The organism is Sphingomonas liriopis, from assembly GCF_024211255.1.
GTDB classification, from domain to species: Bacteria; Pseudomonadota; Alphaproteobacteria; order Sphingomonadales; family Sphingomonadaceae; genus Sphingomonas; species Sphingomonas liriopis.
The window spans coordinates 98,166-120,289 of sequence record NZ_JAMLDY010000012.1 but is presented as its reverse complement, the minus strand read 5'-3'; the positions used below and the strand labels follow the sequence as shown (position 1 = coordinate 120,289).

Here is a 22,124-nt window from a genome sequence, read left to right as displayed (position 1 = left end):
CCGCCCGGCCGCCCATCAGGATACCGTGTGGGCGGCCGGGCGGGGGAGCGGGCCGGCACCGCCGAAATGCGCCTGCAGCGCATTTCCAAACAGACTCTTAGGGCTTCGGCAACGCTTGGCTGGCACAAGGTGCGGCCATGTACACGATCGCCTTTCGCCCCGACCGGGACCTGATCGATATCCGCTGGACCGGATTGTTCGACGGACCGAGCGTGGATGCCTATGCCGCCGAACTGCACCGGCGCTTTCGCGAAGAGGGGTTCGCGCCCGGCTATCGCCTTTTGATGGACATGTCCGGCTGCACCGTCCAGCCGGTCGAGGCGGCGGCGGCGATCAACCGGCGGCTCGGGAATTTCCCCCGCGCCAGCCGGATCGCGATCGTCACCACCAGCGCGATCACCCGGTTACAGGTCCGCCGCTTCATGACCCAGCCCTATCTGCGCATCTTCGAATGCGCCGCGACGGCGCGCGACTGGCTGACCGCCGACGCGAGCATCGCGGCGTGATCGCGCTGCAAGCCCTGTCGGTCGCCGGCGGTCACAGCGGCGTGGTCCATCGCAGGACCGGACCCGAAGTGTCCGACCTCGCGCTGTTCGTCGTTGCGGGTCTCGGCGTGTGGCTGGTGCGGCGCGCGATGCGGCGGCGGTTGACCAAGAAGGATTGACCCCGCCCGCCCTCCCGCGCCAAGCGGGGGCCATGGACCCGCTCGACCGCCTGGAAGCCACCATCCGCGCCCGCCGCGACGCAGCGGACGGCGCGATCTCGTATGTCGCCAGCCTCTTCGCGAAGGGCCGGCCCGCCATCGCGCAGAAGGTCGGCGAGGAAGCGACCGAGACGGTGATCGCCGCGCTCGCCCAGCCGGACAAGCTCGCGTCGGAGGCCGCCGACCTCGTCTTCCACCTGCTCGTCCTGCTCGCCGACGCCGGTCTGGGCCTCAACGACGTCCGAGCCGAACTGGCCCGCCGCGAGGGCGTATCGGGCCATGCCGAAAAAGCCGCCCGCTGAAGGACCCGCCCGATGCCGATCGATGCCACCCAGCCCTATGACGACCAGAACGTCTTCGCGAAGATCCTGCGCGACGAGATCCCCTCGCGCCGGGTGTACGAAGACGATTACGCCGTCGCCTTCCACGACATCGCACCGCACGCGCCGGTCCATATCCTGGTGATCCCGCGCGGCGCTTACGTCTCGTGGAACGATTTCAGCGCGCATGGGTCGGAGGCGGAGATCGCCGGCTTCGTCCGCGCGGTCGGCCATGTCGCGCGGGAGCACGGCCTCGTCGCCCCCGGCTACCGCCTGCTCGCCAATGTCGGCGGCCATGGCGGGCAGGAGGTGCCGCACCTCCACGTCCACCTGTTCGGCGGCAGGTCGCTGGGGCCGATGCTCGCCACATAGGGGATTGCCTCCGTTTCATTTGTGACTAGCATCCCCGGCTTCACCATGCGGCGGCGCGTTCAGGACCGTACGCATCTGGGGGGATACGCTACATGATATTCGGGCGCGTCAAATCACTCGACGCCATTCTCGCCACGGCCGAAAAGCGGGGACTGCACCGCTCGCTCGGCGCGTTCCAGCTGACCATGCTGGGAATCGGCGCCGTCATCGGCACCGGCATCTTCGTCCTCACCTCCGAAGCCGCGCAAAAGGCGGGACCGGGCATGATGATCTCGTTCATTATCGCCGGCTTCGTCTGTGCGGTCGCGGCGCTCTGCTATTCCGAGCTCGCCTCGATGGTGCCGGTCGCCGGCTCCGCCTACACCTACACGTATGCCGTCATGGGCGAGCTTCTGGCCTGGATGGTCGGCTGGGCGCTGATCCTCGAATATGCGGTCGGCGCCTCCGCGGTCGCGGTCGGCTGGTCGGGCTATATGGTCGGGCAGCTGCGCAACCTGTTGGGCATCGAGGTGCCGATGGAATGGGTCAACGGACCCTCGGCCGGCGGCTACATCAATCTGCCCGCGGTCATCATCTCCGGCCTCGTCACCTGGCTGCTGGTCATCGGCACCACGGAAAGCGCACGGGTCAATGCGATCCTCGTGTGCATCAAGGTCGCGGCGCTGACGCTGTTCATCGCGCTGTCGCTGCCGGTGATGAACATGGACCATTTCGAACCGCTGATGCCGACCGGCTTCACCGGCGTCGCCGGCGCCGCGGCGTCGATCTTCTTCGCCTACGTCGGCTTCGATGCGGTCTCGACCGCGGCGGAAGAGACCAAGAACCCGCAGCGCAACGTGCCGATCGGGCTTATCGCGAGCCTCGGTTTCTGCACCATCTTCTACCTGCTCGTCTCGGCGGGTGCGATCGGTTCGCCGCTCGGTGCGCAGCCGGTGCGCGATGCGGCTGGCACGCTGCTGGCGCCGGGCACGTCGGAACTCGCCGATCGCTGCCGCGCGATCGTCGCCGGTGGCGCATTGGAGCCGCTGTCCTGCTCGCGTGAGGCGCTCGCTCACGTGCTGCGGACGATCGGCTGGGTGCAGATCGGCAATCTGATCGGCCTCGCCGCGACGCTGGCGCTGCCTTCGGTGGTGCTGATGATGATGTTCGGCCAGACCCGCGTGTTCTTCACGATGGCACGCGACGGCCTGCTGCCGACCAAGCTCGCCGCGGTCCACCCCAAGTATCGCACGCCGCACGTCGTGACGATCGTCACCGGCATCGCGACCACGCTCGCCGCCGCCTTCCTGCCGGTCGGCAAGCTCGCCGATTATTCCAACTCGGGGACGCTGTTCGCGTTCATGATGGTGGCGATTTCGGTGCTGGTGCTGCGCAAGGTCGATCCGGATCGCCGCCGTCCGTTCCGCACGCCGCTGATCTGGCTGGTCGCGCCGGCCGCGATCCTCGGCTGCCTCTACCTCTATTTCTCGCTGCCGCTGCTGGCGATCCTGGTCCTGCCGGGCTGGGGACTGATCGGCCTGCTGATCTACTTCGGCTACAGCCGCAGCCGGTCATACGTCGGTCGCGGCATCACCGACGTGGTCGATGACCCCGCGATGCAGCCGGAAATCGCCAAGCCGCTGCATTGAGTTCGGCGATCGGATGAACATGAGGCCGGAGGATCGCTCCTCCGGCCTTTTTTTGGATCGACGCGAAGGCGCGAGTTTTTATTCACGCGAAGACGCGAAGACGCGAAGAGGTAGCGCCCGGGGCGAATGCCCCTCCCTCATCAATGACCGTGATAAACGCCTGTCTTACCAGCAGGCACGCCCTCTTCGCGTCTTCGCGTCTTCGCGTGAATCATTTTAGCGCGCAGAGGCGCAGAGGACGCAGAGATGTCGGTCCTTCGACACCATCGACGCCCTTTCAAACAGCGAGGCAGAGTGCCGCATGCGCGGCGAGCGTAACGCTTCTGCGTCCTCTGCGCCTCTGCGCGCAAGACCGCCCTGCCCTCACCCTCGCGACGGCTGTGCCGTCTTCTCCCTCTCCCGCCGGGAGAGGGAGGCAGGGGTCAGAGCTTGGACGCCACCAGCGCCTGCATGTCGACGTTGGGGCGGGCGCCGAAGTGGCTGATGATCTCCGCCGCGCAGATCGCGCCGAGCTTGAGCGATTCCTCCAGCCCCCTCCCCTGCGCCTGACCGTGGAGGAAACCGGCGGCGAACAGGTCGCCCGCGCCCGTCGTATCGACGACCTGCGCGATCGGCTCCGCGGTCACTTCGGCGCGGCTGCCGTTCTGGATCGCGCACGCGCCCGACGCGCCGCGCGTCACCACCAAAGTTGGCACCTGCGCCGACAGCTTCGCCACCGCCGCCTCGAAATCCTCGGTCTCGGCGAGCGCGGTCAGTTCGCTCTCGTTGGCGAACAGGATGTCGATCAGCCCGTCGGCGATCAGGCTGCGGAAATCGCCGCCGTGGCGGCCGATGCAGAACACGTCGGACAGCGTGAAGGCGACCTTGCGCCCCGCTTTCCGCGCCGCCTCGATCGCCGCCCGCATCGCGGCGCGTGGCTCTTCGGGGTCCCACAGATAGCCTTCGAGGTACAGGATCGCCGCATCCTCGATCACCGACAGGTCGAGCGCGCCCGCGGGCAGGAACTGCGACGCGCCGAGATAGGTGTTCATCGTTCGCTGTCCGTCGGGCGTCACGAAGATCAGGCAGCGCGCCGTGGTCGGCTGGCCCGGCCGCGCCGCGGTGGCGAAGTCGACGCCGGCGGCACGGATATCGTGCGCGAACACCTCGCCCAGCTGGTCGTCGGCGACCTGGCCGATGAAGGCGGTGCGCCCGCCCAGCGCCGCGATGCCGGCCACGGTATTCGCCGCCGATCCGCCCGACACCTCGCGCCCCGGGCCCATCTTGGCATAAAGCGCGTCGGCGTCCTCGGGCGAGAACATCAGCTGCATCGACCCCTTGGCGACGCCGATCGATTCGATGAAGGCGTCGTCGGCCTGCGCGAGGATGTCGACGATCGCATTGCCGATCGCGACCACGTCATATTGGGGCTGGGACAAAGGGGAAGCTCCGCAAGAAACAAAGCCGTCCCCTAGAGGGGGTGCGGCTCCCGCGCAACGTAGCGTCCGGTTGACGCGCGCGTCGCCAGCCGCCACCCCAGCCGCCATGCTGCGCGCGCTGTCCCTGTCCGTTGCCCAATTGGGCGATGCCGCGATCCTCAAGGTGCTCGCCAAATCGCTTGCGGTGACGCTGGCGATCTTCGTCGCACTGGGCGCTGCGCTGTTCGCGCTGCTCCATCGCGCCTTCGCCGATCTCGGCGCGACATGGGGCGACGGGCTGGCGGGGGCGATGACGGTCGTGCTGTTCGTGCTCGCCGCCTGGCTATTGTTCCGCGTCGTCGCGATCGCGGTGATCGGCCTGTTCGGCGACGCCATCGTCGCGGCGGTCGAGGCGCGCCATTATCCCGCCGCGCATGCCGCCGCGCGCGACGTCGGGTTCGCGCGCTCGGGCCGCATGGCGCTCGGTTCGGCGGCACGCGCGGTGGCGATCAACCTCGCGATGGCGCCGGTCTATCTCGTGCTGCTGTTCACCGCCGTTGGACCGGCGATCGCCTTCTTCCTCGTCAACGCGCTGCTGCTCGGCCGCGACCTCGGCGACATGGTGGCGAGCCGGCATATGGACGATGCGACGATGCGGGGCTGGCGCACGGCGACGCGCGGGTGGCGGTTCGCGCTGGGCCTTGCCGCGACCGGGCTGTTCGTGGTTCCGGTCCTCAATCTGCTCGCACCGATCCTCGGCGCGGCGATGGCGACGCACCTGTTCCATGCGTCGAAACGGGGGAAGACGGTGTGAGGATCGCGGCAGCACTCGCTTTGGCGCTTATGGCGAGCGCCTGCGCCGCCCCCGGCGTCGTCGCGCCGCCGGTCGGGCGCACCGTCGTACCCTATACCAGCGCCGGCCTCGAACGCGTGATCGGCCAGGACGCTGCGGGCCTCACCCGCCTGTTCGGCCAGCCCGACGCCGACATCCGCGAAGGCACCGCGCGCAAGCTCCAGTTCGCCGGCCCGATCTGCGTCCTCGACGCCTATCTCTACCCCAAGGGGGCCGAGCCGCCCCACGTCACCTATCTCGACGCGCGCGAACCCGACGGCAGCGCCATCGACCGCGCCAGCTGCGTCGCCGCGCTGACCCGGCGCGACGGGGGGAAGTAAGGCTTCCGGTTCGGCCTTTACCCCTGCTCTCCTGAATTCGTCATTCCCGCGAAGGCGGGAATCCATACTGGCTGACCGATCGGCTCCATCCCAAACCTTAGTGGTATGGATCCCCGCCTTCGCGGGGATGACGGTGGTTATGGGAAGACGAAGCACCTGTGCCATCTGGCCCCTCCCCGCCATCCGCGGTAGCACGGCCGCGATGACGCACCCGTTCCGCTCGATCCACCGCCACCAGATGGTCCGCGTCGCCGCCGCGACGCCGCTCGCCAGCGTCGGCGATATCGCCGCCAACGTCGCCGCGACCGTCGCCATGGCACGCGACGCCGACGCGCGCGGGGTCGATTGCGTCGTCTTCCCCGAACTGAACCTCACTTCCTACGCGATCGACGACCTCCACCTGCAAAGCGCACAGCAGCAGGCGAGCATGGCCGCGGTGATCGAGGTCGCGCAGGCAACCGCCGCCTTCGCCCCCCTGCTCCTCGTCGGTGCCGCGCTGGTCCGCAACGGTCGGCTCTACAACACCGCGGTCGCACTTCACCGCGGCCGCATCCTCGGCGTCGTGCCCAAGAGCTTCCTGCCCAACTATCGCGAATATTACGAAAAACGCTGGTTCGCCCCCGGCGCCGGCCTGACCGGCCTGACCATCCGGCTGGGCGACGAGGACGTGCCCTTCGGCACCGACCTGATCTTCGCCGCCGACGATTTGCCCGGCTTCGTCGTCCATGCCGAGATCTGCGAGGATTATTGGGCGCCCACCCCGCCCTCGACCGCGGGTGCGCTCGCCGGCGCGCTCGTCTGCTGCAACCTCAGCGCGTCCAACATCGTCATCGGCAAAGCGCGCGAGCGGATGCTGCTCGCCGCCGCGCAATCCGCCCGCGGGACTTGCGCCTATGTCTATTCCGCCGCCGGGCCGGGCGAGAGCACCACCGATCTCGCCTGGGACGGGCAGGGGCTGATCTACGAACTCGGCGAACTGCTCGCCGAATCGCACCGCTTCGCGCCCGAACCCGAGCTGGTCGTCGCCGACATCGACCTCGAGCGGCTGATGCAGGAACGGCTGCGCACCGGCACGTTCAACGACGCCGCGATCGCCGCCGGCGATCCCGAGACGCGCTTTCGCCGCATCGTCTTCACCCACCGGCCCGCGCTGGCCGACACCGGGCTCGAACGCCGCATCCGCCGCTTCCCCTTCGTCCCCGACGATCCCGCGCGCCGCGACGCCGATTGCTACGAAGCCTTCAACATCCAGGTCGCGGCGCTCGCCAAGCGATTCGCCGCGACCGGATCGAAGACGCTCGTCATCGGCGTCTCCGGCGGCCTCGACTCGACGCACGCGCTGATCGTCGCGGCCAAGGCGATGGACCGGCTCGGCCGCCCGCGATCCGACATCCTCGGCTTCACCATGCCCGGCTTCGCCACCGGCGACACGACCAAAGCCAACGCCTGGGCGCTGATGCGCGCGCTCGGCTGCACCGCCGACGAGATCGACATCCGCCCCGCCGCGCGCCAGATGCTCGCCGACATGGGCCACCCCTTCGCCGCCGGCGAACCGGTCTACGACGTCACCTTCGAGAACGTGCAGGCGGGCCTGCGCACCGACTATCTGTTCCGACTCGCCAACCAGCGCGGTGGCATCGTGCTCGGCACCGGCGACCTCAGCGAGCTGGCGCTGGGCTGGTGCACCTATGGCGTCGGCGACCAGATGAGCCATTATGCGGTCAACGCCGGCGTGCCGAAGACGCTGATCCAGTTCCTGATCCGCTGGTGCATCAGGACCGATCAATATGACGCGGCGACCGACGCCATCCTCGCCACCATCCTGGCGCAGGAGATCTCGCCCGAGCTCGTCCCCGCCGACGCGATGACGGGCGCGATGCAGAGCACCGAATCGATGATCGGCCCTTACGCGCTCAACGACTTCTTCGCGCATTACGTCGTCCGCCACGGCCTCGCGCCGTCGAAGATCGCCTTTCTCGCCTGGCATGCGTGGCGCGACGCGGCGGCGGGGCAATGGCCGGAGGACTTCCCCGCCGATGCGCGCGTCGCCTACGACCTGCCGACGATCCGCCAATGGCTGGAACGCTTCCTCGTCCGCTTCTTCCGGACGAGCCAGTTCAAGCGCTCGGCGATCCCCAACGGGCCGAAGGTGTCGGCGGGCGGCGCATTGAGCCCGCGCGGCGACTGGCGCGCGCCGTCGGACGGTACGGCGACCGTCTGGCTGGACGAGATGCGGCGAAACGTGCCGGAGAACCTGTCGTAGATTCTTGCGTTTGCGTCCGTACGGGCGCAATATGAACGCCTGATGACACCGCCTCCCCGGGATGGCTCGCGCGATCGCCGGATCGAGGACCCATCCAATCTCTACCTGATCCACCCCGCGTCGCACGCCTTGCTCCCCTATGCCCTGCGGCATGGGGTGTCGGCGAATGCGGTGTCGCTGATCGGGCTGGGATGCGGGACCGTGGCGGCAATCGCTTATGCCAACTGGCACCATCCGGCGATGGCGCTGGTCGGCCTGGTCTTCTCGGTCGCTTGGCTGGTCGCCGACGGGCTCGACGGCATGATCGCGCGCGCGACCCGAACCGCCAGCGCGCTCGGCCGCACGCTCGACGGGCTGTGCGACCACGGCGTCTTCGCGTTGCTCTACCTCTCGCTCGCCTGGACGGTCGGCACGGTCGAAGGCTGGGTGCTCGCGCTCACCGCCGCCGCGGCGCATGCCGTGCAGTCGAGCCTGTACGAGGGCGAGCGTGCCCGCTTCCACCGCCGCACCCGGGGCACGCCGCTCGCCGCGGTGCCGGTGCCGACCGGCATGATCCTCGTCCGCCTGTACGACGGCGTCGCGGGCTCGGTCGATCGCATCACGATGCCGTTCGAGCGTCGCTTCGGCGCGGCGGAGGATCGCGACACCTTCGCGCATGCCTATGCCGCCGCCGCGGTGCCGGTGATGCGGCTGCAGTCGCTGCTCACCGCCAACGTCCGCGTCTGGGCGATCTGCATCGCCTGTCTCATCGGCGATCCGCGCGTCTTTTGGTGGTTCGAGATCGTACCACTCACATTCGTCTGCGCGACCGGCCTCTTCCTTCACCGGCGCGTCGAGCGCCGTTTCGTTCACGGCGCCATGCCGCAATCCATTCTACTTTCAAGCGAACAGGGTCATTCATGAAGAGCATCAACATCGCCATCGTCGGCATCGGCAACTGCGCGAGCTCGCTCGTCCAGGGGCTGGAGCATTATCGCGAAGGCGCCAACGATCTCGTCGGCCTGATGCATTGGGAACTGGGCGGCTATAAGCCTTCCGACATCAAGGTCGTCGCCGCCTGGGACGTCGATGCGCGGAAAGTCGGCAAGGACGTCGCCGAGGCGGTCTTCGCCAAGCCCAATTGCACCGCCGTCTTCGCCGCCAACCTGCCGCAGACCGGCACCATCGTGAAGATGGGCGCGGTGCTCGACGGCGTCGCCGACCATATGGCCGACTACAAGGACGACCGCACCTTCGTCGTCGCCAACGACACGCAGCCGTCGAAGGCCGACGTCGTCGCCGAACTGAAGGCGAGCGGCACCGACGTCCTGATGAACTATCTGCCCGTCGGCAGCCAGCAGGCCACCGAATTCTACGCCGAATGCGCGCTTGAGGCGGGCGTCGCCTTCGTCAACAACATCCCCGTCTTCATCGCGTCGAACCCCGAATGGGCGAAGAAGTTCGAGGATGCCGGCGTCGCGATCATCGGCGACGACATCAAGGCGCAGCTCGGCGCGACGATCGTCCACCGCGTGCTGACCGACCTGTTCGCCAAGCGCGGCGTCAAGCTCGACCGCACCTACCAGCTCAACACCGGCGGCAACACCGACTTCCTCAACATGTCGAACCACCGCCGGCTCGAATCGAAGAAGATCTCGAAGACCGAAGCGGTGCAGTCGGTCGCCGCCGAGCGCCTCGACGACGACAACGTCCACATCGGCCCGTCGGATTACGTGCCGTGGCAGAACGACAACAAGGTCTGCTTCCTGCGCATGGAAGGCCAGCTGTTCGGCGGCGTGCCGATGAACCTCGAGCTGCGCCTGTCGGTCGAGGATTCGCCCAATTCAGCCGGCGTCGCGATCGACATGATCCGCTGCGCCGCGATCGCCAAGGACCGCGGCATCGCCGGCGTCATCGACCCCGCATCCGCCTATTTCTGCAAGCATCCGCGCAACCAGATGACCGACGACCTCGCGCAGATCGCGGTCGAGGACTTCATCAAGGCCGCCTGATGATCCGCACGGGCCTGCTGCTCGCCGCCGGACAGGGCACCCGCCTGCGCTCGGTCACGCCGTTCAAGCCGCTCTGCCCCGTCGCGGGCCGCGCGCTGATCGACCATGCGCTCGACGGGATGGCGGCGGCGGGCCTGACCCGCGCGATCGTCTCGCTGGGCTATGGCGCCGACGCGATCGCCGCGCATCTCGCCGGCCGGCAATGGCCGCTCGAGGTGGTGACGGTGATGACCGATTATCACCAGCCCAACGGCGTCAGCGCGCTCGCCGCGCGGGCGCTGGTGGGCATGGAGGGCGCGGTGCTCGCGATGTGCGATCACCTCGTCCAGCCGCGCCACTATCGCCGCCTCGCCAAGGCGGGCGCCGGCGCCGGTCTGCGCCTCGGCATCGATCGCCGTCTGGGTCACGCCTGGGTCGACCCGCTCGACGTCACCTGCGTCGCGACGCAAGGCGACGCGATCGTCGCCATCGGCAAGGGCCTCGAACCCCACGATTGCTACGACACCGGCATCTTCGCCGTCTCGCAGCGTTTCTTCGAGGTGCTGGCGACGCTCGACAGTCCGTCGCTGACCGAAGGCGTCCGCCTGCTCGCCGCCGAGGGCTCGGCGAAAATCGTCGATTGCAGCGATCTCGACTGGCTCGACGTCGACGACGCGCCCGCATTCGCGCATGCCGAAGGCTGGATGACGAAGCTCGCGGCCTGACGGCCGTGACGCTGATCCTGTTCAACAAGCCCTATGGCGTGCTCAGCCAGTTCACCGACCGCGGCACAGTCACCGCGCGCCCGACGCTGTCCGACTTCATCGACCTGCCCGGCGTCTACCCGGCGGGCCGCCTCGACCGCGACAGCGAAGGCCTGCTGCTCCTCACCGATGACGGCCGCCTGCAGGCCCGCATCGCCGACCCCCGCTTCAAGGCGCCCAAGACCTATTGGGTGCAGGTGGAGGGCGACCCCGGCGACGCCGCGCTCGATGCGCTGCGCCGAGGCGTCGAGCTCAGCGACGGCCCCACCCGCCCGGCCGAGGTCGAACGCATCGCCCCGCCCCCGCTCTGGCCCCGCGATCCCCCGATCCGCGTCCGCGCGAACATCCCCGACCGCTGGCTCAGCCTCACCATCCGCGAAGGCCGCAACCGCCAGGTCCGCCGCATGACCGCCGCGATAGGCCACCCGACGCTCCGCCTCGTCCGGCACAGCATCGGGGAGTGGACGATCGGCGATCTGCCGCCGGGCGAATGGCGACCGGCGTAACCCGCCGGCGTCGTCAGGCCCGGCAAAGTTCGAGTTCGCGGCGCAGCGTCCGGACCAGTTCGCCCGCCGGCATGGCGCGGGTGAGCGGCGCGCCTTGTCCCGCCCATTGTGCACCGAAGCCATGCTCGCCCGTCGCCCTGGCCGCGGCGTGCAGCGCCTTGCCGGCATCATAGGCGATCGGATAGTCGGGCAGCGGAGGCCGGGAAGCCCGATCGCCGAGCGCCGTGAACCGGTTGGCGAGCGCGCGCGCCGGTCGACCGGAAATCAGCGACGTCAGCACCGTGTGACAGGCACCCGGCCCCGCCAAGGCCTCACGATAGGCTTCGTCCGCGGCCGATTCCGGGCAGGCGACGAACGCCGTGCCGAGCTGCGCGGCGACCGCCCCCAGATCGAGCGCGGCCGCGATGCCGGCGCCGTCCATGATCCCGCCCGCGGCGACGACCGGCAATCCTGCTTCCCGGACCAGCAACCGGGTCAGCACCGCCGTGCCGAGCGCGTCGTCGGGTGCGGCAGGATCGAACATGCCGCGATGCCCGCCCGCCTCGATCCCCTGCGCGACGGCCGCGTCGATCCCCGCCGCCTCGATCGCGCGCGCCTCGGCGAGGCTGGTGGCGGTGGCCATCAGGACGATACCGCGCGCGCGCAGGGCCGACAGCACCTCGCCGGGCGGCAGCCCGAAGTGGAAGCTGACGACCGGCGGGACGGTATCGAGCAGCATCGCGAGCATATCCGGATCGTCGGCGAAGCTCTTGTAGATGACGCCGAGCGTTGCCGGCGGGCTCGCGTCATACCTCGCGAACAGGGGCGCGAGCCAGTCGAGCCACGCCGCCTCCCGCGCCGGATCCGCCTTCGCCCGGCGATGGACGAACAGATTGACGTTGAACGGGCGACCGGTGCGGCTGCGCACCGCGTCGATCATCGCGCGTGCACCCGTCGCATCGGTCGCGCCGACGCCGATCGAACCCAGCCCGCCCGCTTCGCATACCGCCGCCGCCAGCGCGGGCGTCGACACGCCGGCCATCGGCGCCTGGATCAGCGGGATATCGAGCTGGAGCCGATCGATCAGGGACACGGGCGCAGGCAACCGCATGATGGACGATTCCGTTCATATGGGAGCTGCGCGCCGCGATGGGAACGGCGGCGGCCGGCTATCGTCGTGACGATGCCGCAGGAGGACACAATGCGACGCTCTTTGATCGCTGGTCGATGAGCAGCCTGAAATGCTGCAACGCATGCGCCCCAACGAGCAGTTCGGGATAGCGATCCGACACCCGCACCTCGACATCGGCCAGCGTCTCAGCCCCGATGCGGAACGGCCCCGCCACCGTCGCGCTGCCCGTCCTGACGATCGTGTTGGTGAGCTTGCCCGCGCCGGCCTCGCGGATCGCAGCACCGGCTCCGACGCGATCGAACAGCGGCTTGGGCAGCACGAAGGTCACGTTGGCACCGGTATCCAGATTGCCCTCGGTGGCGACCCCGCCGATGGTCACGGGAACGCGGAAGGGGCGTTCGTAGGCCAGCACGCCCTCCTGTCCCGGTGCCAGCGCGCCGCGGCTGAAGGTCAATCGCTGCGCGGGATAGTCGATCACCAGCAGGCCATCGGCGAAGAACTCCCGCCCGAGGATGCCGGCAAAGGCAGCCTCGCGCGTCAGCTTGCCGCTATAATCGCGCGTCGCCACCTCGAGGTCGCGGCGGACGAAGCCGCCGATTTCGACGGAGGACAGGCGGACGGTGCGGACGTCGGCGGTGGCCACGCCGTCCGACGTCTGGCCCGATCCGGTCAGCGCAAGCCCCAGATCGGCGACGAGGCTGGCATCGGCGCGGCCCATGCCGCCGGCGCCCGTATCGACGGCAAAGGGGAACGGCCCCTTTCCATCGACCTTCACCTCCACGTAGATGCGGCCATCGACGACACGGAACGGCACGCTGAACAGGGCGCTGGCTCGCATATCCTTCGCCAATGCACAGACGCGCGGAACCCCCGCCGCCGCGGCCGGCCGGGCGTGAACGGCCGACGGCACGGCCGCGGCGACCACCGCACCCAAGACGACACATCCGCCATATCCCGTCCGCATGCGTCACTCCCCACGCAAGGTGATGCACACGGATAACACACCATGGCGCCAGCAGGCAATGCCGGCGAGACACAACGCCCGACGAACATGACGAATTTGTAACGGAACGCACGATCCGCATCGCGGGTATGTCCCCTCGTCAGCCTCTGCTCAGGATACCCGCCATGCGTATCGCCGCCCTCATCGCCCTCCCCCTCGTCATCGCCTCCGCCTCGCCCGCATTGGCGAAGGGCTGCATCCGCGGCGCGGCGGCCGGCGCGGTCGGTGGGCATTTCGTCGGCAAGGGGCATGCCGTGCTCGGCGCCGCGGCGGGGTGCGCGGTGGCGCACCATTATTATTCCAAGCAGGCGCGTGCGCAGAAGGCGGCGGCGCGGGCCCACCGGTGACGATCGCGGGATGAGGGCACGCCCGCAGCCCGCCACGGGTTGACCCCCCGGGCCCGATCCCCGACACCGCGCGGCGTGACGCTCCCCCCGCCCCCCGCCGACCTTTTGCGCGATGCCGCGCTGTTCCTCGATTTCGACGGCACGCTCGTCGAACTGGAAGCGCATCCCGAAGCGGTCGCGGTCGATGCCCGCCTCGCCGCGCTGATCGCCCGCCTGACGCAGGCGCTCGACGGGCGCGTCGCGATCGTCTCCGGCCGCCCGGTCAACGGCATCCGCGCGCTGTTCGGCGACCCCCCCTTCGCGATCTCCGGCAGCCACGGGCTGGAGGTCGTCTGGCCCGATGGCCGCGAAACGCGCGCGGAACGCCCCGCCGCCCTCGACCGTATAGTCGCTTCGATGAAGGCGTTCGCAACCGCAACACCCGGCGTGCTGGTCGAGGAAAAGCCGCTCGGCGCCGCGCTCCACTATCGCGCCGTGCCCGCGGCCGAGCAGGCGGCGCACGCGCTCGCGACGCGGCTCGCCGCCGATGCCGCGCTCCACCTGCAGACCGGCAAGATGATGGTCGAGGTCCGCGTCCCCGGCGCCGACAAGGGCACGGCGCTCGCCGCGCTGATGGACAGCCCCGCGCTCGCCGGCCGCCGCCCCGTCTTCCTCGGCGACGACGATACCGACGAACCCGCGATGGTCGCCGCCCGCGCGCTCGGCGGTGCCGGCGTGCTGATCGGCGCGCCCCGCCCCACTGCCGCGCTCTGGCGCCTCGCCGGCGTCGCCGACACGCTCAACTGGCTCGACGCCGCAACCGAAAGCCTCGCCGCATGACCTCCGCGCCCCCGACCAGCGTCGACCTCTGGCCGATCGGCAATTGCCAGGTCAGCGCGCTGATCGATCGCGCCGGCCGTTTCGTCTGGGCATGCGTGCCGCGCGTCGACGGCGATCCGCTGTTCTCGGCATTGGTCGGCGGCGAACGGCCCGATGGCGGCTATTGGTCGATCGGCATCGAACATTCGGTCAGCGTCGAGCAGCATTACATCCGCAACACCCCGATCCTGGTCAGCCGCCATACCGACGATGCCGGCAACGTGCTGGAAGTGGTGGATTTCTGTCCGCGCTTCGTGCGGCTCGGGCGGACCTATCGCCCGGTCGCCTTCGCGCGCATCGTCCGCCCGATCGCCGGCAGCCCCCGCGTCATCGTCCAGCTGCGCACCACCTGCGGCTGGGGCGGCACCTGCCGCGAACAGATCGGCGGGTCCAACCACCTGCGCATCACGCTCGACGCGATGCAGATGCGGCTCACCACCACCGCGCCGATCGGCATGGTGCAGGAAGAGCGCGCCTTCCGCCTCGAACGCCCGCTGCATTTCTTCCTGGGGCCGGACGAGAGCTTCTCGGGCGACCTCGCCGAATCGGTCGAGGCGATGCTGACCCAGACGATCGCCGAGTGGCAGGAATGGACGCGCGGCCTCGCGATTCCCTTGGAATGGCAGGACGTCGTCATCCGTTCGGCGATCACGCTGAAGCTCTGCCAGCACGAGGAGACCGGCGCGATCGTCGCCGCGCTCACCACTTCGATCCCCGAACATGCCGGGTCGGAGCGCAACTGGGACTATCGCTATTGCTGGGTGCGCGATGCCTATTACACCGTCCAGGCGTTGAACCGCCTGGGCGCGCTCGACGTGCTGGAGGGGTATCTCGGTTACCTCCGCAATATCGTCGACGATGCGGCGGGCGGGCATATCCAGCCCTTGTACGGCGTACTAGGCGAGGCGACGCTGACCGAACGCTTCGCCCCCGCGCTTGGCGGCTATCGCGGCATGGGCCCCGTGCGCGTCGGCAACGCCGCCTACGAACAGCATCAATACGACGCCTACGGCCAGATCGTGCTGTGCAGCGTCCATGCCTTCTTCGACCAGCGGCTGCTGCGGCCCAACACCATCGAGGATTTCCACCGCCTCGAACAGGTCGGCGAGCGCGCCTGGACGCATTACGACAAGCCCGATGCCGGCCTGTGGGAGCTGCGCACGCGGCAGAGCGTCCACACCTATTCGGTGGCGATGTGCTGGGCGGCGTGCGATCGCCTCGCCAACGCCGCCGAAGCGCTCGCGATGCCCGACCGCCGCGACCTGTGGCAGGGTCGCGCCGACCATATCCGCAGCGTCATCGAGGACAAGGCGTGGCGCCCCGACACCAACCGCATGTCGGCGACCTTCTCGGGCGACGACCTCGACGCCAGCCTCATCCAGCTGCTCGACCTCCGGTTCTTCGAACCCACCGATCCGCGCTTCCTCGGCACGCTGGAGGCGGTGGAGCGGGGCCTGCGCCGCGGCAGCTTCATGCTGCGCTACGATACCGAGGACGATTTCGGCCTGCCCGAGACCGCGTTCAACGTCTGCACCTTCTGGCTGATCGAGGCTTTGCACTTCACCGGGCGCCATGCGGACGCGCGCGCGCTGTTCGACGAGATGCTGACACGGCGCACCGCAGCTGGCTTGTTGTCGGAGGATATCGACCCAACGTCCGGTGAATTGTGGGGAAATTATCCCCAGACCTATTCGCTGGTCGGCATGATCAACTGCGCCGCGCTGTTGTCCAAACCCTGGAGTTCGATCCGCTGAGCCGTCTTATCATCATATCCAACCGCGTTTCCGCGCCCAAGGGCTCCGATTCCGGCGCGCAGGGGGGCCTCGCCGTCGCGCTCGCCTCCGCGTTGCGCGAATACAAGGGCATGTGGTTCGGCTGGTCGGGCGAGCAGACCGACGAATATACCGGCCAGATCACCTTCCAGCGCAGCGAAGGCGTCACCACCGCGACCGTCGATCTCGAAGAGCAGGATATCGACGAATATTACAACGGCTACGCCAACCGCACCTTGTGGCCGCTCTTTCACTATCGCGTCGATCTCGCTGAATATGAACGCGAATTCGCCGGCGGTTACCAGCGCGTCAACGAACGCTTCGCCGACACCGTCCAGCCGCTGATCGAGGAAGAGGACGCGGTCTGGATCCAGGATTACCATCTGTTCCCGCTGGGCGAGGAGCTGCGCAAGCGCGGCGCGAGGAACCGCTTGGGCTTCTTCCTCCACATCCCCTGGCCGCCGCGCCGGCTGCTCTCGATCCTGCCCGAGGCGCAGACTTTGGTGCGCAGCCTGTTCGCCTATGACGTCATCGGCTTCCATACCGAGGAATGGCTGCAGTCGTTCTGCGACTATGCGATCGCCGAACTGGGTGCGACCGAAGAGGACGGCGAGCTGGTGCTTGACGACCGCCGGGTGAAGGTGATGGCCTGCCCGATCGGCATTGATGCCGACGAATTCGCCAGGCTCGCCACCAGCACGCGCGGCCGCCTCGCCTTCCGCCAGATGCGCGATGCCGCGGTCGGGCGCGACATGATCGTCGGCGTCGACCGGCTCGATTATTCGAAGGGGCTGGAGGAGCGCTTCCTCGGCTACGAACGCTTCCTCGTCGAGCATCCCGAAGAGCGGAAAGAGGTCACCCTCCTCCAGATCGCGCCGCCGAGCCGCGCGACGGTGGGCAGCTACCAGAAGATCCGCAGCACGCTGGAGGGGCTCGCCGGCCGCATCAACGGTGGGTATGCCGATATTGACTGGGTGCCGATCCGCTACGTCAACCAGGGCTATCCGCGCGACGTGCTCGCCGGCATCTATCGCGCCGCCAAGATCGGCCTCGTCACGCCCCTACGCGACGGCATGAACCTGGTCGCGAAGGAATATGTCGCGGCGCAGAATCCGGAGGATCCGGGCGTCCTCATCCTCTCGCGCTTCGCCGGCGCGGCGAGCCAGCTGACCGATGCGGTGCTCATCAACCCCTATTCGGCGGAGGAGATGTCCGACGCGATCATGCTCGCGCTGCGCATGCCGAAAGAGGAGCGGATCGAACGCTGGCAGAAGATGATGGCGATCCTCACCGCCGAGGATATCGGCTGGTGGCGCCGCACCTTCACGGACGTGCTGATGGGGCCGCCGCTGGAGATGGAGGCGGAGCCGCAGCCGGCATGAGCCGCGTCTTCGGCAGCGCCTCGGGCATTGCGTTGCGGATGAACGCGTAGATCGCCTCGCGCACGTCGCAGCGCAGGTCGAACGCGGTCGAGGCGTCCTTGGCGGTCATCAGCCCGCGCAGCTCCATCGTCCCGTCGGGCTTGGAATCGGTCACCTGCAGGTTGAAGAAGCGCTGGTCCCAGCGCGGATTGGCGCGCACCACCCGCTCCAGCTCCGCGCGGATACGCGGCACGTCGGCGGCGGGGTCGACGTACCAGAACACCGACCCCAGCAGCGCGCTCGTCTCGCGCGTCCAGTTCTGGAAGCTGTTCTCGAGGAACTTCGACACCGGCACCACCAGCCGCCGGTCGTCCCAGATCCGCACCACGACATAGGTCAGGCGAATATCCTCGATCCGCCCCCATTCGTTGTCGATGATGACGACGTCGTCGAGGCGTATCGGCTCGGTGAACGCCATCTGGATGCCGGCGATCAGGTTCTTGAGCGCGGGCTGTGCGGCGGCACCGATGGCGAGGCCGGCGACACCGGCGGAGGCGGCCAGCGTCACGCCGATCGTGCGGACGCTCGGGATGCTCATCAGCATCATCATCACGGTCAACAGCATCAGCACGAAGACGCCGATCCGGTGCAGGATGCCGATCCGCGTCCGCCGCCGCCTCGCACGCAGATTGTCGGCGGCGCTGATGTCGAACCGCACCTCGCTGATGTCGCGATAGGCGGTCAGCACCGCGAGCAGCATCCAGCCGAACACCCCCGGCGTCAGCAGCCCCAATACGCGCTGCCAGATATTCTCCCAATAGCGCGGCAGCTCGATCCCCGGCCCCGACGCGGCGAGCGCGATACCGATCATCAGCCAGAAGGTCGGCTTCCCGAGCCGTGCGATCAATATATCGTCGGTCTTGGTCGCAGTCCGGCTCGCAATGCGCCGCAGCACCATGAACAGGATGCGGTGGACCAACGCCAGCACCACCACGAACGCCAACACCCCGGCCAGCCGGGCCGCCCAATCGGGCAGCGTCACGTCGAGATACGGTATTCGCATCGGCTTAACACGCATGACGTCGGGGAAAGCTCCGGGCCGGTGTAAAAATTGCTGCGGTTGCGAACAACCTTTCGCGCGAAGACGCGAAGACGCGAAGAAGGCTGGTTCACGCGGAGGCGCGGAGACGCGGAGAGAAGAAGAGCAGAGACAGCCATGCCGCATAGCGGCTTTGAAACCCTCTGATCGACGACGATGGCGCTTCGTGCAAACACCGCACCTCCGCAGCTAAAGCCCTGAAAACTCTTCTTCCTTCTCCGCGTCTCCGCGTCTCCGCGTGAACAAAGTCTTTTTCTCTTCGCGTCTTTGCGTCTTCGCGTGAAAACCCCTTGCTCACCCCGCCGCAGATCGCATCCGCAGCCGCCACCGCCACACACCCGTCACGAACAGCACCGCCGGCAACAGCCCCGACACGAACACCAGCCACCGCCCGACCAGCCCGAATGCCTCGCCGCCATGCAGCGGGTGCAGCCACGCCAGCAGCGTATCACCCCCGCTGTCGCGCCGCTCGTCGCGCACCGCAAGTACGCGCCCGTCATACGGATCGAACCACACGTTGCTGCGCGGAAAGCGCCGGCTCGGCTCGCCGGGCACCATCAGGTTGATACGCACCGTCCCGCGCGCATCGGCAGGCGTCTCGATCCACGCGAGCGCACTACCCGGCAACACCGCCCCTGCTCGCCGCACCAAGACGTCGAGCGGCAGAAACCCACCCGAACGCGGCACGCTCGCCACCTTGGGCGTGGCGAACAGCGGCGATGTGGTAGCGACAACCGGCCGCACCTGATCGGGTAGATCGAGCATCACCCCCGTCGCGGTCACCACGATCAGCACCAACGCCCCACCGATCCCGCTCCATTTGTGCAGGTCGTACAATCGCCGCGACCGAGACGCGCGCCGCTTCCAAGCCAGCGACCGCCGCCATCCACCGGAACGCGGCCACCACGCCCACAGCCCGCTGACCAGCATCGCCAGCATGACGATGCCGAGCACGCCCAGCACCGTGCCACCCGGCTTTTCCATCAACAGCCGGTAATGCAGATCGTAGATCCAGCTCGTCCAGGTCCCGCCCCAGAAACCGGACCGCACCGCGCGCAGGCTCACAGGATCGAGCCACAGCAGCAACGGCGCGAAATCGCGGCCCTGCGTTTCGACCGGCGTGTAGTAGCGGATCGGGATCGGCCCGCCCTCTGGCGTCACCTCGATACGCCACGCGCCGGTGCGCCCCGGATGATCGCGACGCAACGCATCGTACACCGCCTGCCACGACTCCGGCCGAGCGCCCGCGGGCACGCGCGCCAGACCGGGGTGCAGCGCGGTGTCGATCGCCGGATAGAAGACCAGCACGCTGCCCGTCAGCCCGACGATCGCGAACAGCAGTCCGACGCTCAGCCCGAGCCAAAGGTGCACGCGCCGCACCGCGACGCGCACCCGCTGCGCGCGGGTCACAGCGTCAGCCGCACGCTGCCGTACAGCGCCCGCCCATCGGCCGGCGAATGCAGCACTTGCGTCCCGTCATACCAGACATATTCGTAATGCCGGTCGCCGATGTTCTTCATCTGCGCGGCGACCTCCAGCTTCGGCAGCACCCGCCACGCCACTTCTCCGCCGACGACCAGATAATCGCCGTAGCGCGGCAGCGTGTTGGCCGGGGTGAGATGATAGCTCGACTGGCCGTTACCCCACAGCGACACACGCCAGCGCGCGGCGGGCGCCCAGTCGACGCCGCCGGAGAACAGATTCTGCGGCACATGGTCGATCCAGTTGCCCGCCTGCGACGGCGTCGCGGGATCGGGGGTGACGATCCGCGCATGCTGGTAGGAATAGGCACCCCACAGCGTCGCGCCCGCCACCGGCGTCACGCTCACCTGCACGTCGATCCCGCGCCGCCGCGTTGCGCCCAGATTGTCGCTGTCGCCGGAGGGATCGTTGAGCCGCCGTTTGATCTCGCCGCTCGCAGTCTGCTGCCATGCCGCCACGCGCGCCTCCAGCCAGCGCCCACGCGCCAGCTTGATGCCCGCCTCCCACCCTTCGTTGATCGAGGGATCGAGATCGGTCGTCCGCGGCGGCACCTTGTACGCCCCCGCGCCGACGCCGATCTGGAAGCTGCGCCCGTAATTGGCATAGGCCGTCACGCCGCCAACGGGCGTGATCGCGACGCTGACCTTCGGCTGGCTGATCGTGCCATAGCGGTTGATCGGGTAACGCTGCCCGTTCAGCCGGTTGCGCAACGACCCTGACACCGTATCGAAACGCCAGCCGGGGGTGATGCTCAGCCATGTGACCGGCTCGATCACCGCCTGCGCATAGCCGCCCGTCACCGTCAGCCCGAATGCCTGGTCGCGCGTCTGGCTGGTGATCCGCCGATCCGCGGTCAGCCAGCGCAGGCTCTCGTTATCCTGCACCTGCACGTCGCCGCCCGCCTCCAGCATCAGCCGGTGGAGAAACGCGACCTGGGGGTGATAATGGAGCGTCGCCATCGCGCCGTACTGCTGCTCGCGCGTCAGCCGCCGCTGCTGCGCGACATTGGCCGAAAAGCGTACGTAGCGATCGTCGTTCAGCCCATTGGCATAGCCCTTCGCGCTCAGCGCCAGCCGGTCGGTCAGATCGGCATCGAGATGGAGGCTATACTGGCTCAGGCTCCGCTGCCCGCCGTCGCTCGCCGATACCGGATAGGAACGGCGCCGGTTGGTATAGGCATCGGCATCGGTCAGATAGCCCGGCTCCTCCGCCTCGACCTCGGCATAGCGCGCGATCCCGCCCAGCCGCACGGCGCCCGCGTCGTAGAACCATTTGCCCGCCAGACTGACGCGATCGAGCCCGGCATGATCGCGGAAGCCGTCGCTGCGCCGATAACCCAGAAAGTAGTTCTGGCTCAGCCGCCCGGTCTCGACGCCGCCGGCCAATTGCCCCTCTACGGTCCCGAACGCCCCGCCGAGGCCCCGCACGTCGAGGTAATCGCCGCCGATCCGCGTCGTGATATCCGCGCTGCCGGCGATCGCATGCAGGCCATAGCGCGGGTCGGCGGTGCCGCGGACCAGTTCGACGCCGGCGATGTCGAGCGGCATCACCGCGTCGATGAACGGCATGCCCCCGTCGTTGGCGTTGCTGGGGATGCCGTCGATCAGCAGCTTGACCGCGTTGATCTCGCCCTCGCCGTTGAAGCCGCGGATCGAGAATCGGCCCGATGTGGTCCCCTGGTTGAAGTCGGTCAGCGTCACGCCCGGCAACCGCGCAAACAGCTCCCAGGCGTTGTCGACGCTCTGCTGCTGCGCGATCCCGCCGCTCAGCCGGTCGACGGAGGTCGTGACGGTGCCGGTGCCGCGCACCATGTCGCGTGCGGTGACGACGATGTCGCCGACCGAAAAGCTGGTGTCGCGCGCGTCATGGTCGTGGCCCGCAGTCTGCGCGGCCACGGGTGCCGTGGCGGCAAGCATCGCGCCTGCCGCCACGGCGGTCTTCCAGAATGTCATACAGGCAAGTCCCGATCCGGGCGCGCGTCATGCTCGGACGCGC

22 protein-coding genes are annotated in these 22,124 nt (G+C 68.5%); 16 read left to right on the top strand and 6 right to left on the bottom strand.

All coding sequences use genetic code 11. The features are described 5' to 3' along the window. Positions 1–137: 137 nt before the first annotated feature. The 5 genes from M9979_RS11545 (at position 138) to M9979_RS11525 (ending at position 3,023) form a co-directional block, all read left to right on the top strand. Positions 138–506 (top strand): SpoIIAA family protein, encoded by a 369-nt coding sequence (locus tag M9979_RS11545; protein ID WP_254289498.1) that lies wholly within the window; start codon positions 138–140, stop codon positions 504–506. Further along, positions 503–664 carry a hypothetical protein gene (locus M9979_RS11540; protein ID WP_254289497.1) on the top strand — a complete coding sequence of 54 codons (162 nt, stop codon included), beginning with the start codon at positions 503–505 and terminating at the stop codon, positions 662–664. The genes M9979_RS11545 and M9979_RS11540 overlap by 4 nt, the downstream gene beginning before the upstream one ends. A gap of 32 nt (positions 665–696) precedes the next feature. Then, positions 697–1,005: a phosphoribosyl-ATP diphosphatase gene (locus tag M9979_RS11535; protein ID WP_254289496.1), complete on the top strand. Its 309-nt coding sequence runs from the start codon at positions 697–699 to the stop codon at positions 1,003–1,005. 12 nt (positions 1,006–1,017) lie between these two features. Beyond that, entirely contained in the window at positions 1,018–1,395 is a 378-nt protein-coding gene (locus M9979_RS11530; RefSeq protein ID WP_254289495.1) for a histidine triad nucleotide-binding protein, read from the top strand. A gap of 92 nt (positions 1,396–1,487) precedes the next feature. After that, positions 1,488–3,023 carry an amino acid permease gene (locus M9979_RS11525; protein ID WP_254289494.1) on the top strand — a complete coding sequence of 512 codons (1,536 nt, stop codon included), beginning with the start codon at positions 1,488–1,490 and terminating at the stop codon, positions 3,021–3,023. A 422-nt stretch (positions 3,024–3,445) separates the two neighbouring features. On the opposite strand, the gene M9979_RS11520 is transcribed toward M9979_RS11525, so the two are convergent. Then, positions 3,446–4,441, bottom strand: a complete 996-nt coding sequence (locus tag M9979_RS11520) for an adenosine kinase (RefSeq protein ID WP_254289493.1) — start codon at positions 4,439–4,441, stop codon at positions 3,446–3,448. Positions 4,442–4,547: 106 nt separating this feature from the next. Between M9979_RS11520 and M9979_RS11515 the strand changes: the two genes are divergently transcribed. The 7 genes from M9979_RS11515 (at position 4,548) to M9979_RS11485 (ending at position 11,096) form a co-directional block, all read left to right on the top strand. Next, positions 4,548–5,234, top strand: a complete 687-nt coding sequence (locus M9979_RS11515) for an EI24 domain-containing protein (protein ID WP_254289492.1) — start codon at positions 4,548–4,550, stop codon at positions 5,232–5,234. 29 nt (positions 5,235–5,263) lie between these two features. Next, entirely contained in the window at positions 5,264–5,593 is a 330-nt protein-coding gene (locus tag M9979_RS11510; protein WP_254289505.1) for a hypothetical protein, read from the top strand. 202 nt (positions 5,594–5,795) lie between these two features. After that, positions 5,796–7,856 carry an NAD(+) synthase gene (locus M9979_RS11505; RefSeq protein ID WP_254289491.1) on the top strand — a complete coding sequence of 687 codons (2,061 nt, stop codon included), beginning with the start codon at positions 5,796–5,798 and terminating at the stop codon, positions 7,854–7,856. A 42-nt stretch (positions 7,857–7,898) separates the two neighbouring features. Continuing rightward, a complete protein-coding gene (locus M9979_RS11500; protein WP_254289490.1) occupies positions 7,899–8,759 on the top strand; it encodes a CDP-alcohol phosphatidyltransferase family protein in 861 nt (286 codons plus the stop codon). Beyond that, positions 8,756–9,847 (top strand): inositol-3-phosphate synthase, encoded by a 1,092-nt coding sequence (locus tag M9979_RS11495; protein ID WP_254289489.1) that lies wholly within the window; start codon positions 8,756–8,758, stop codon positions 9,845–9,847. Before M9979_RS11500 ends, M9979_RS11495 begins: the two co-directional genes overlap by 4 nt. Beyond that, positions 9,847–10,551, top strand: coding sequence for a phosphocholine cytidylyltransferase family protein (locus tag M9979_RS11490; RefSeq protein ID WP_254289488.1), 705 nt, complete (start codon positions 9,847–9,849; stop codon positions 10,549–10,551). Before M9979_RS11495 ends, M9979_RS11490 begins: the two co-directional genes overlap by 1 nt. 5 nt (positions 10,552–10,556) lie before the next feature. Beyond that, a complete protein-coding gene (locus M9979_RS11485) occupies positions 10,557–11,096 on the top strand; it encodes a pseudouridine synthase (protein ID WP_254289487.1) in 540 nt (179 codons plus the stop codon). A 13-nt stretch (positions 11,097–11,109) separates the two neighbouring features. On the opposite strand, the gene M9979_RS11480 is transcribed toward M9979_RS11485, so the two are convergent. Further along, positions 11,110–12,168, bottom strand: coding sequence for an NAD(P)H-dependent flavin oxidoreductase (locus tag M9979_RS11480; protein WP_340689066.1), 1,059 nt, complete (start codon positions 12,166–12,168; stop codon positions 11,110–11,112). A 76-nt stretch (positions 12,169–12,244) separates the two neighbouring features. Next, positions 12,245–13,045, bottom strand: a complete 801-nt coding sequence (locus M9979_RS11475) for an aspartyl protease family protein (RefSeq protein ID WP_254289485.1) — start codon at positions 13,043–13,045, stop codon at positions 12,245–12,247. Between the two features lie 290 nt (positions 13,046–13,335). On the opposite strand from M9979_RS11475, the gene M9979_RS11470 reads away from it, so the two are divergent. The 4 genes from M9979_RS11470 (at position 13,336) to M9979_RS11455 (ending at position 17,569) form a co-directional block, all read left to right on the top strand. Next, positions 13,336–13,557, top strand: coding sequence for a hypothetical protein (locus tag M9979_RS11470; RefSeq protein WP_254289484.1), 222 nt, complete (start codon positions 13,336–13,338; stop codon positions 13,555–13,557). Between the two features lie 75 nt (positions 13,558–13,632). Further along, a complete protein-coding gene (otsB, locus tag M9979_RS11465) occupies positions 13,633–14,376 on the top strand; it encodes a trehalose-phosphatase (RefSeq protein ID WP_254289483.1) in 744 nt (247 codons plus the stop codon). Further along, on the top strand, positions 14,373–16,169 hold the full coding sequence (locus M9979_RS11460; protein WP_254289482.1) for a glycoside hydrolase family 15 protein: 1,797 nt from the start codon (positions 14,373–14,375) through the stop codon (positions 16,167–16,169). The genes otsB and M9979_RS11460 overlap by 4 nt, the downstream gene beginning before the upstream one ends. Further along, the gene (locus M9979_RS11455) at positions 16,166–17,569 is read left to right on the top strand and encodes an alpha,alpha-trehalose-phosphate synthase (UDP-forming) (RefSeq protein ID WP_254289504.1); all 1,404 of its coding nucleotides are present in this window, start codon (positions 16,166–16,168) and stop codon (positions 17,567–17,569) included. The genes M9979_RS11460 and M9979_RS11455 overlap by 4 nt, the downstream gene beginning before the upstream one ends. On the opposite strand, the gene M9979_RS11450 is transcribed toward M9979_RS11455, so the two are convergent. The 3 genes from M9979_RS11450 to M9979_RS11440 form a co-directional block, all read right to left on the bottom strand. Beyond that, positions 17,511–18,611: a mechanosensitive ion channel family protein gene (locus tag M9979_RS11450; protein ID WP_254289503.1), complete on the bottom strand. Its 1,101-nt coding sequence runs from the start codon at positions 18,609–18,611 to the stop codon at positions 17,511–17,513. The genes M9979_RS11455 and M9979_RS11450 overlap by 59 nt on opposite strands. Before the next feature lie 330 nt (positions 18,612–18,941). Further along, complete coding sequence (locus tag M9979_RS11445) at positions 18,942–20,057, bottom strand: PepSY-associated TM helix domain-containing protein (protein WP_254289481.1); 1,116 nt, start codon at positions 20,055–20,057, stop codon at positions 18,942–18,944. Further along, on the bottom strand, positions 20,054–22,081 hold the full coding sequence (locus M9979_RS11440; RefSeq protein WP_254289480.1) for a TonB-dependent receptor: 2,028 nt from the start codon (positions 22,079–22,081) through the stop codon (positions 20,054–20,056). The genes M9979_RS11445 and M9979_RS11440 overlap by 4 nt, the downstream gene beginning before the upstream one ends. Positions 22,082–22,124 lie beyond the last annotated feature (43 nt).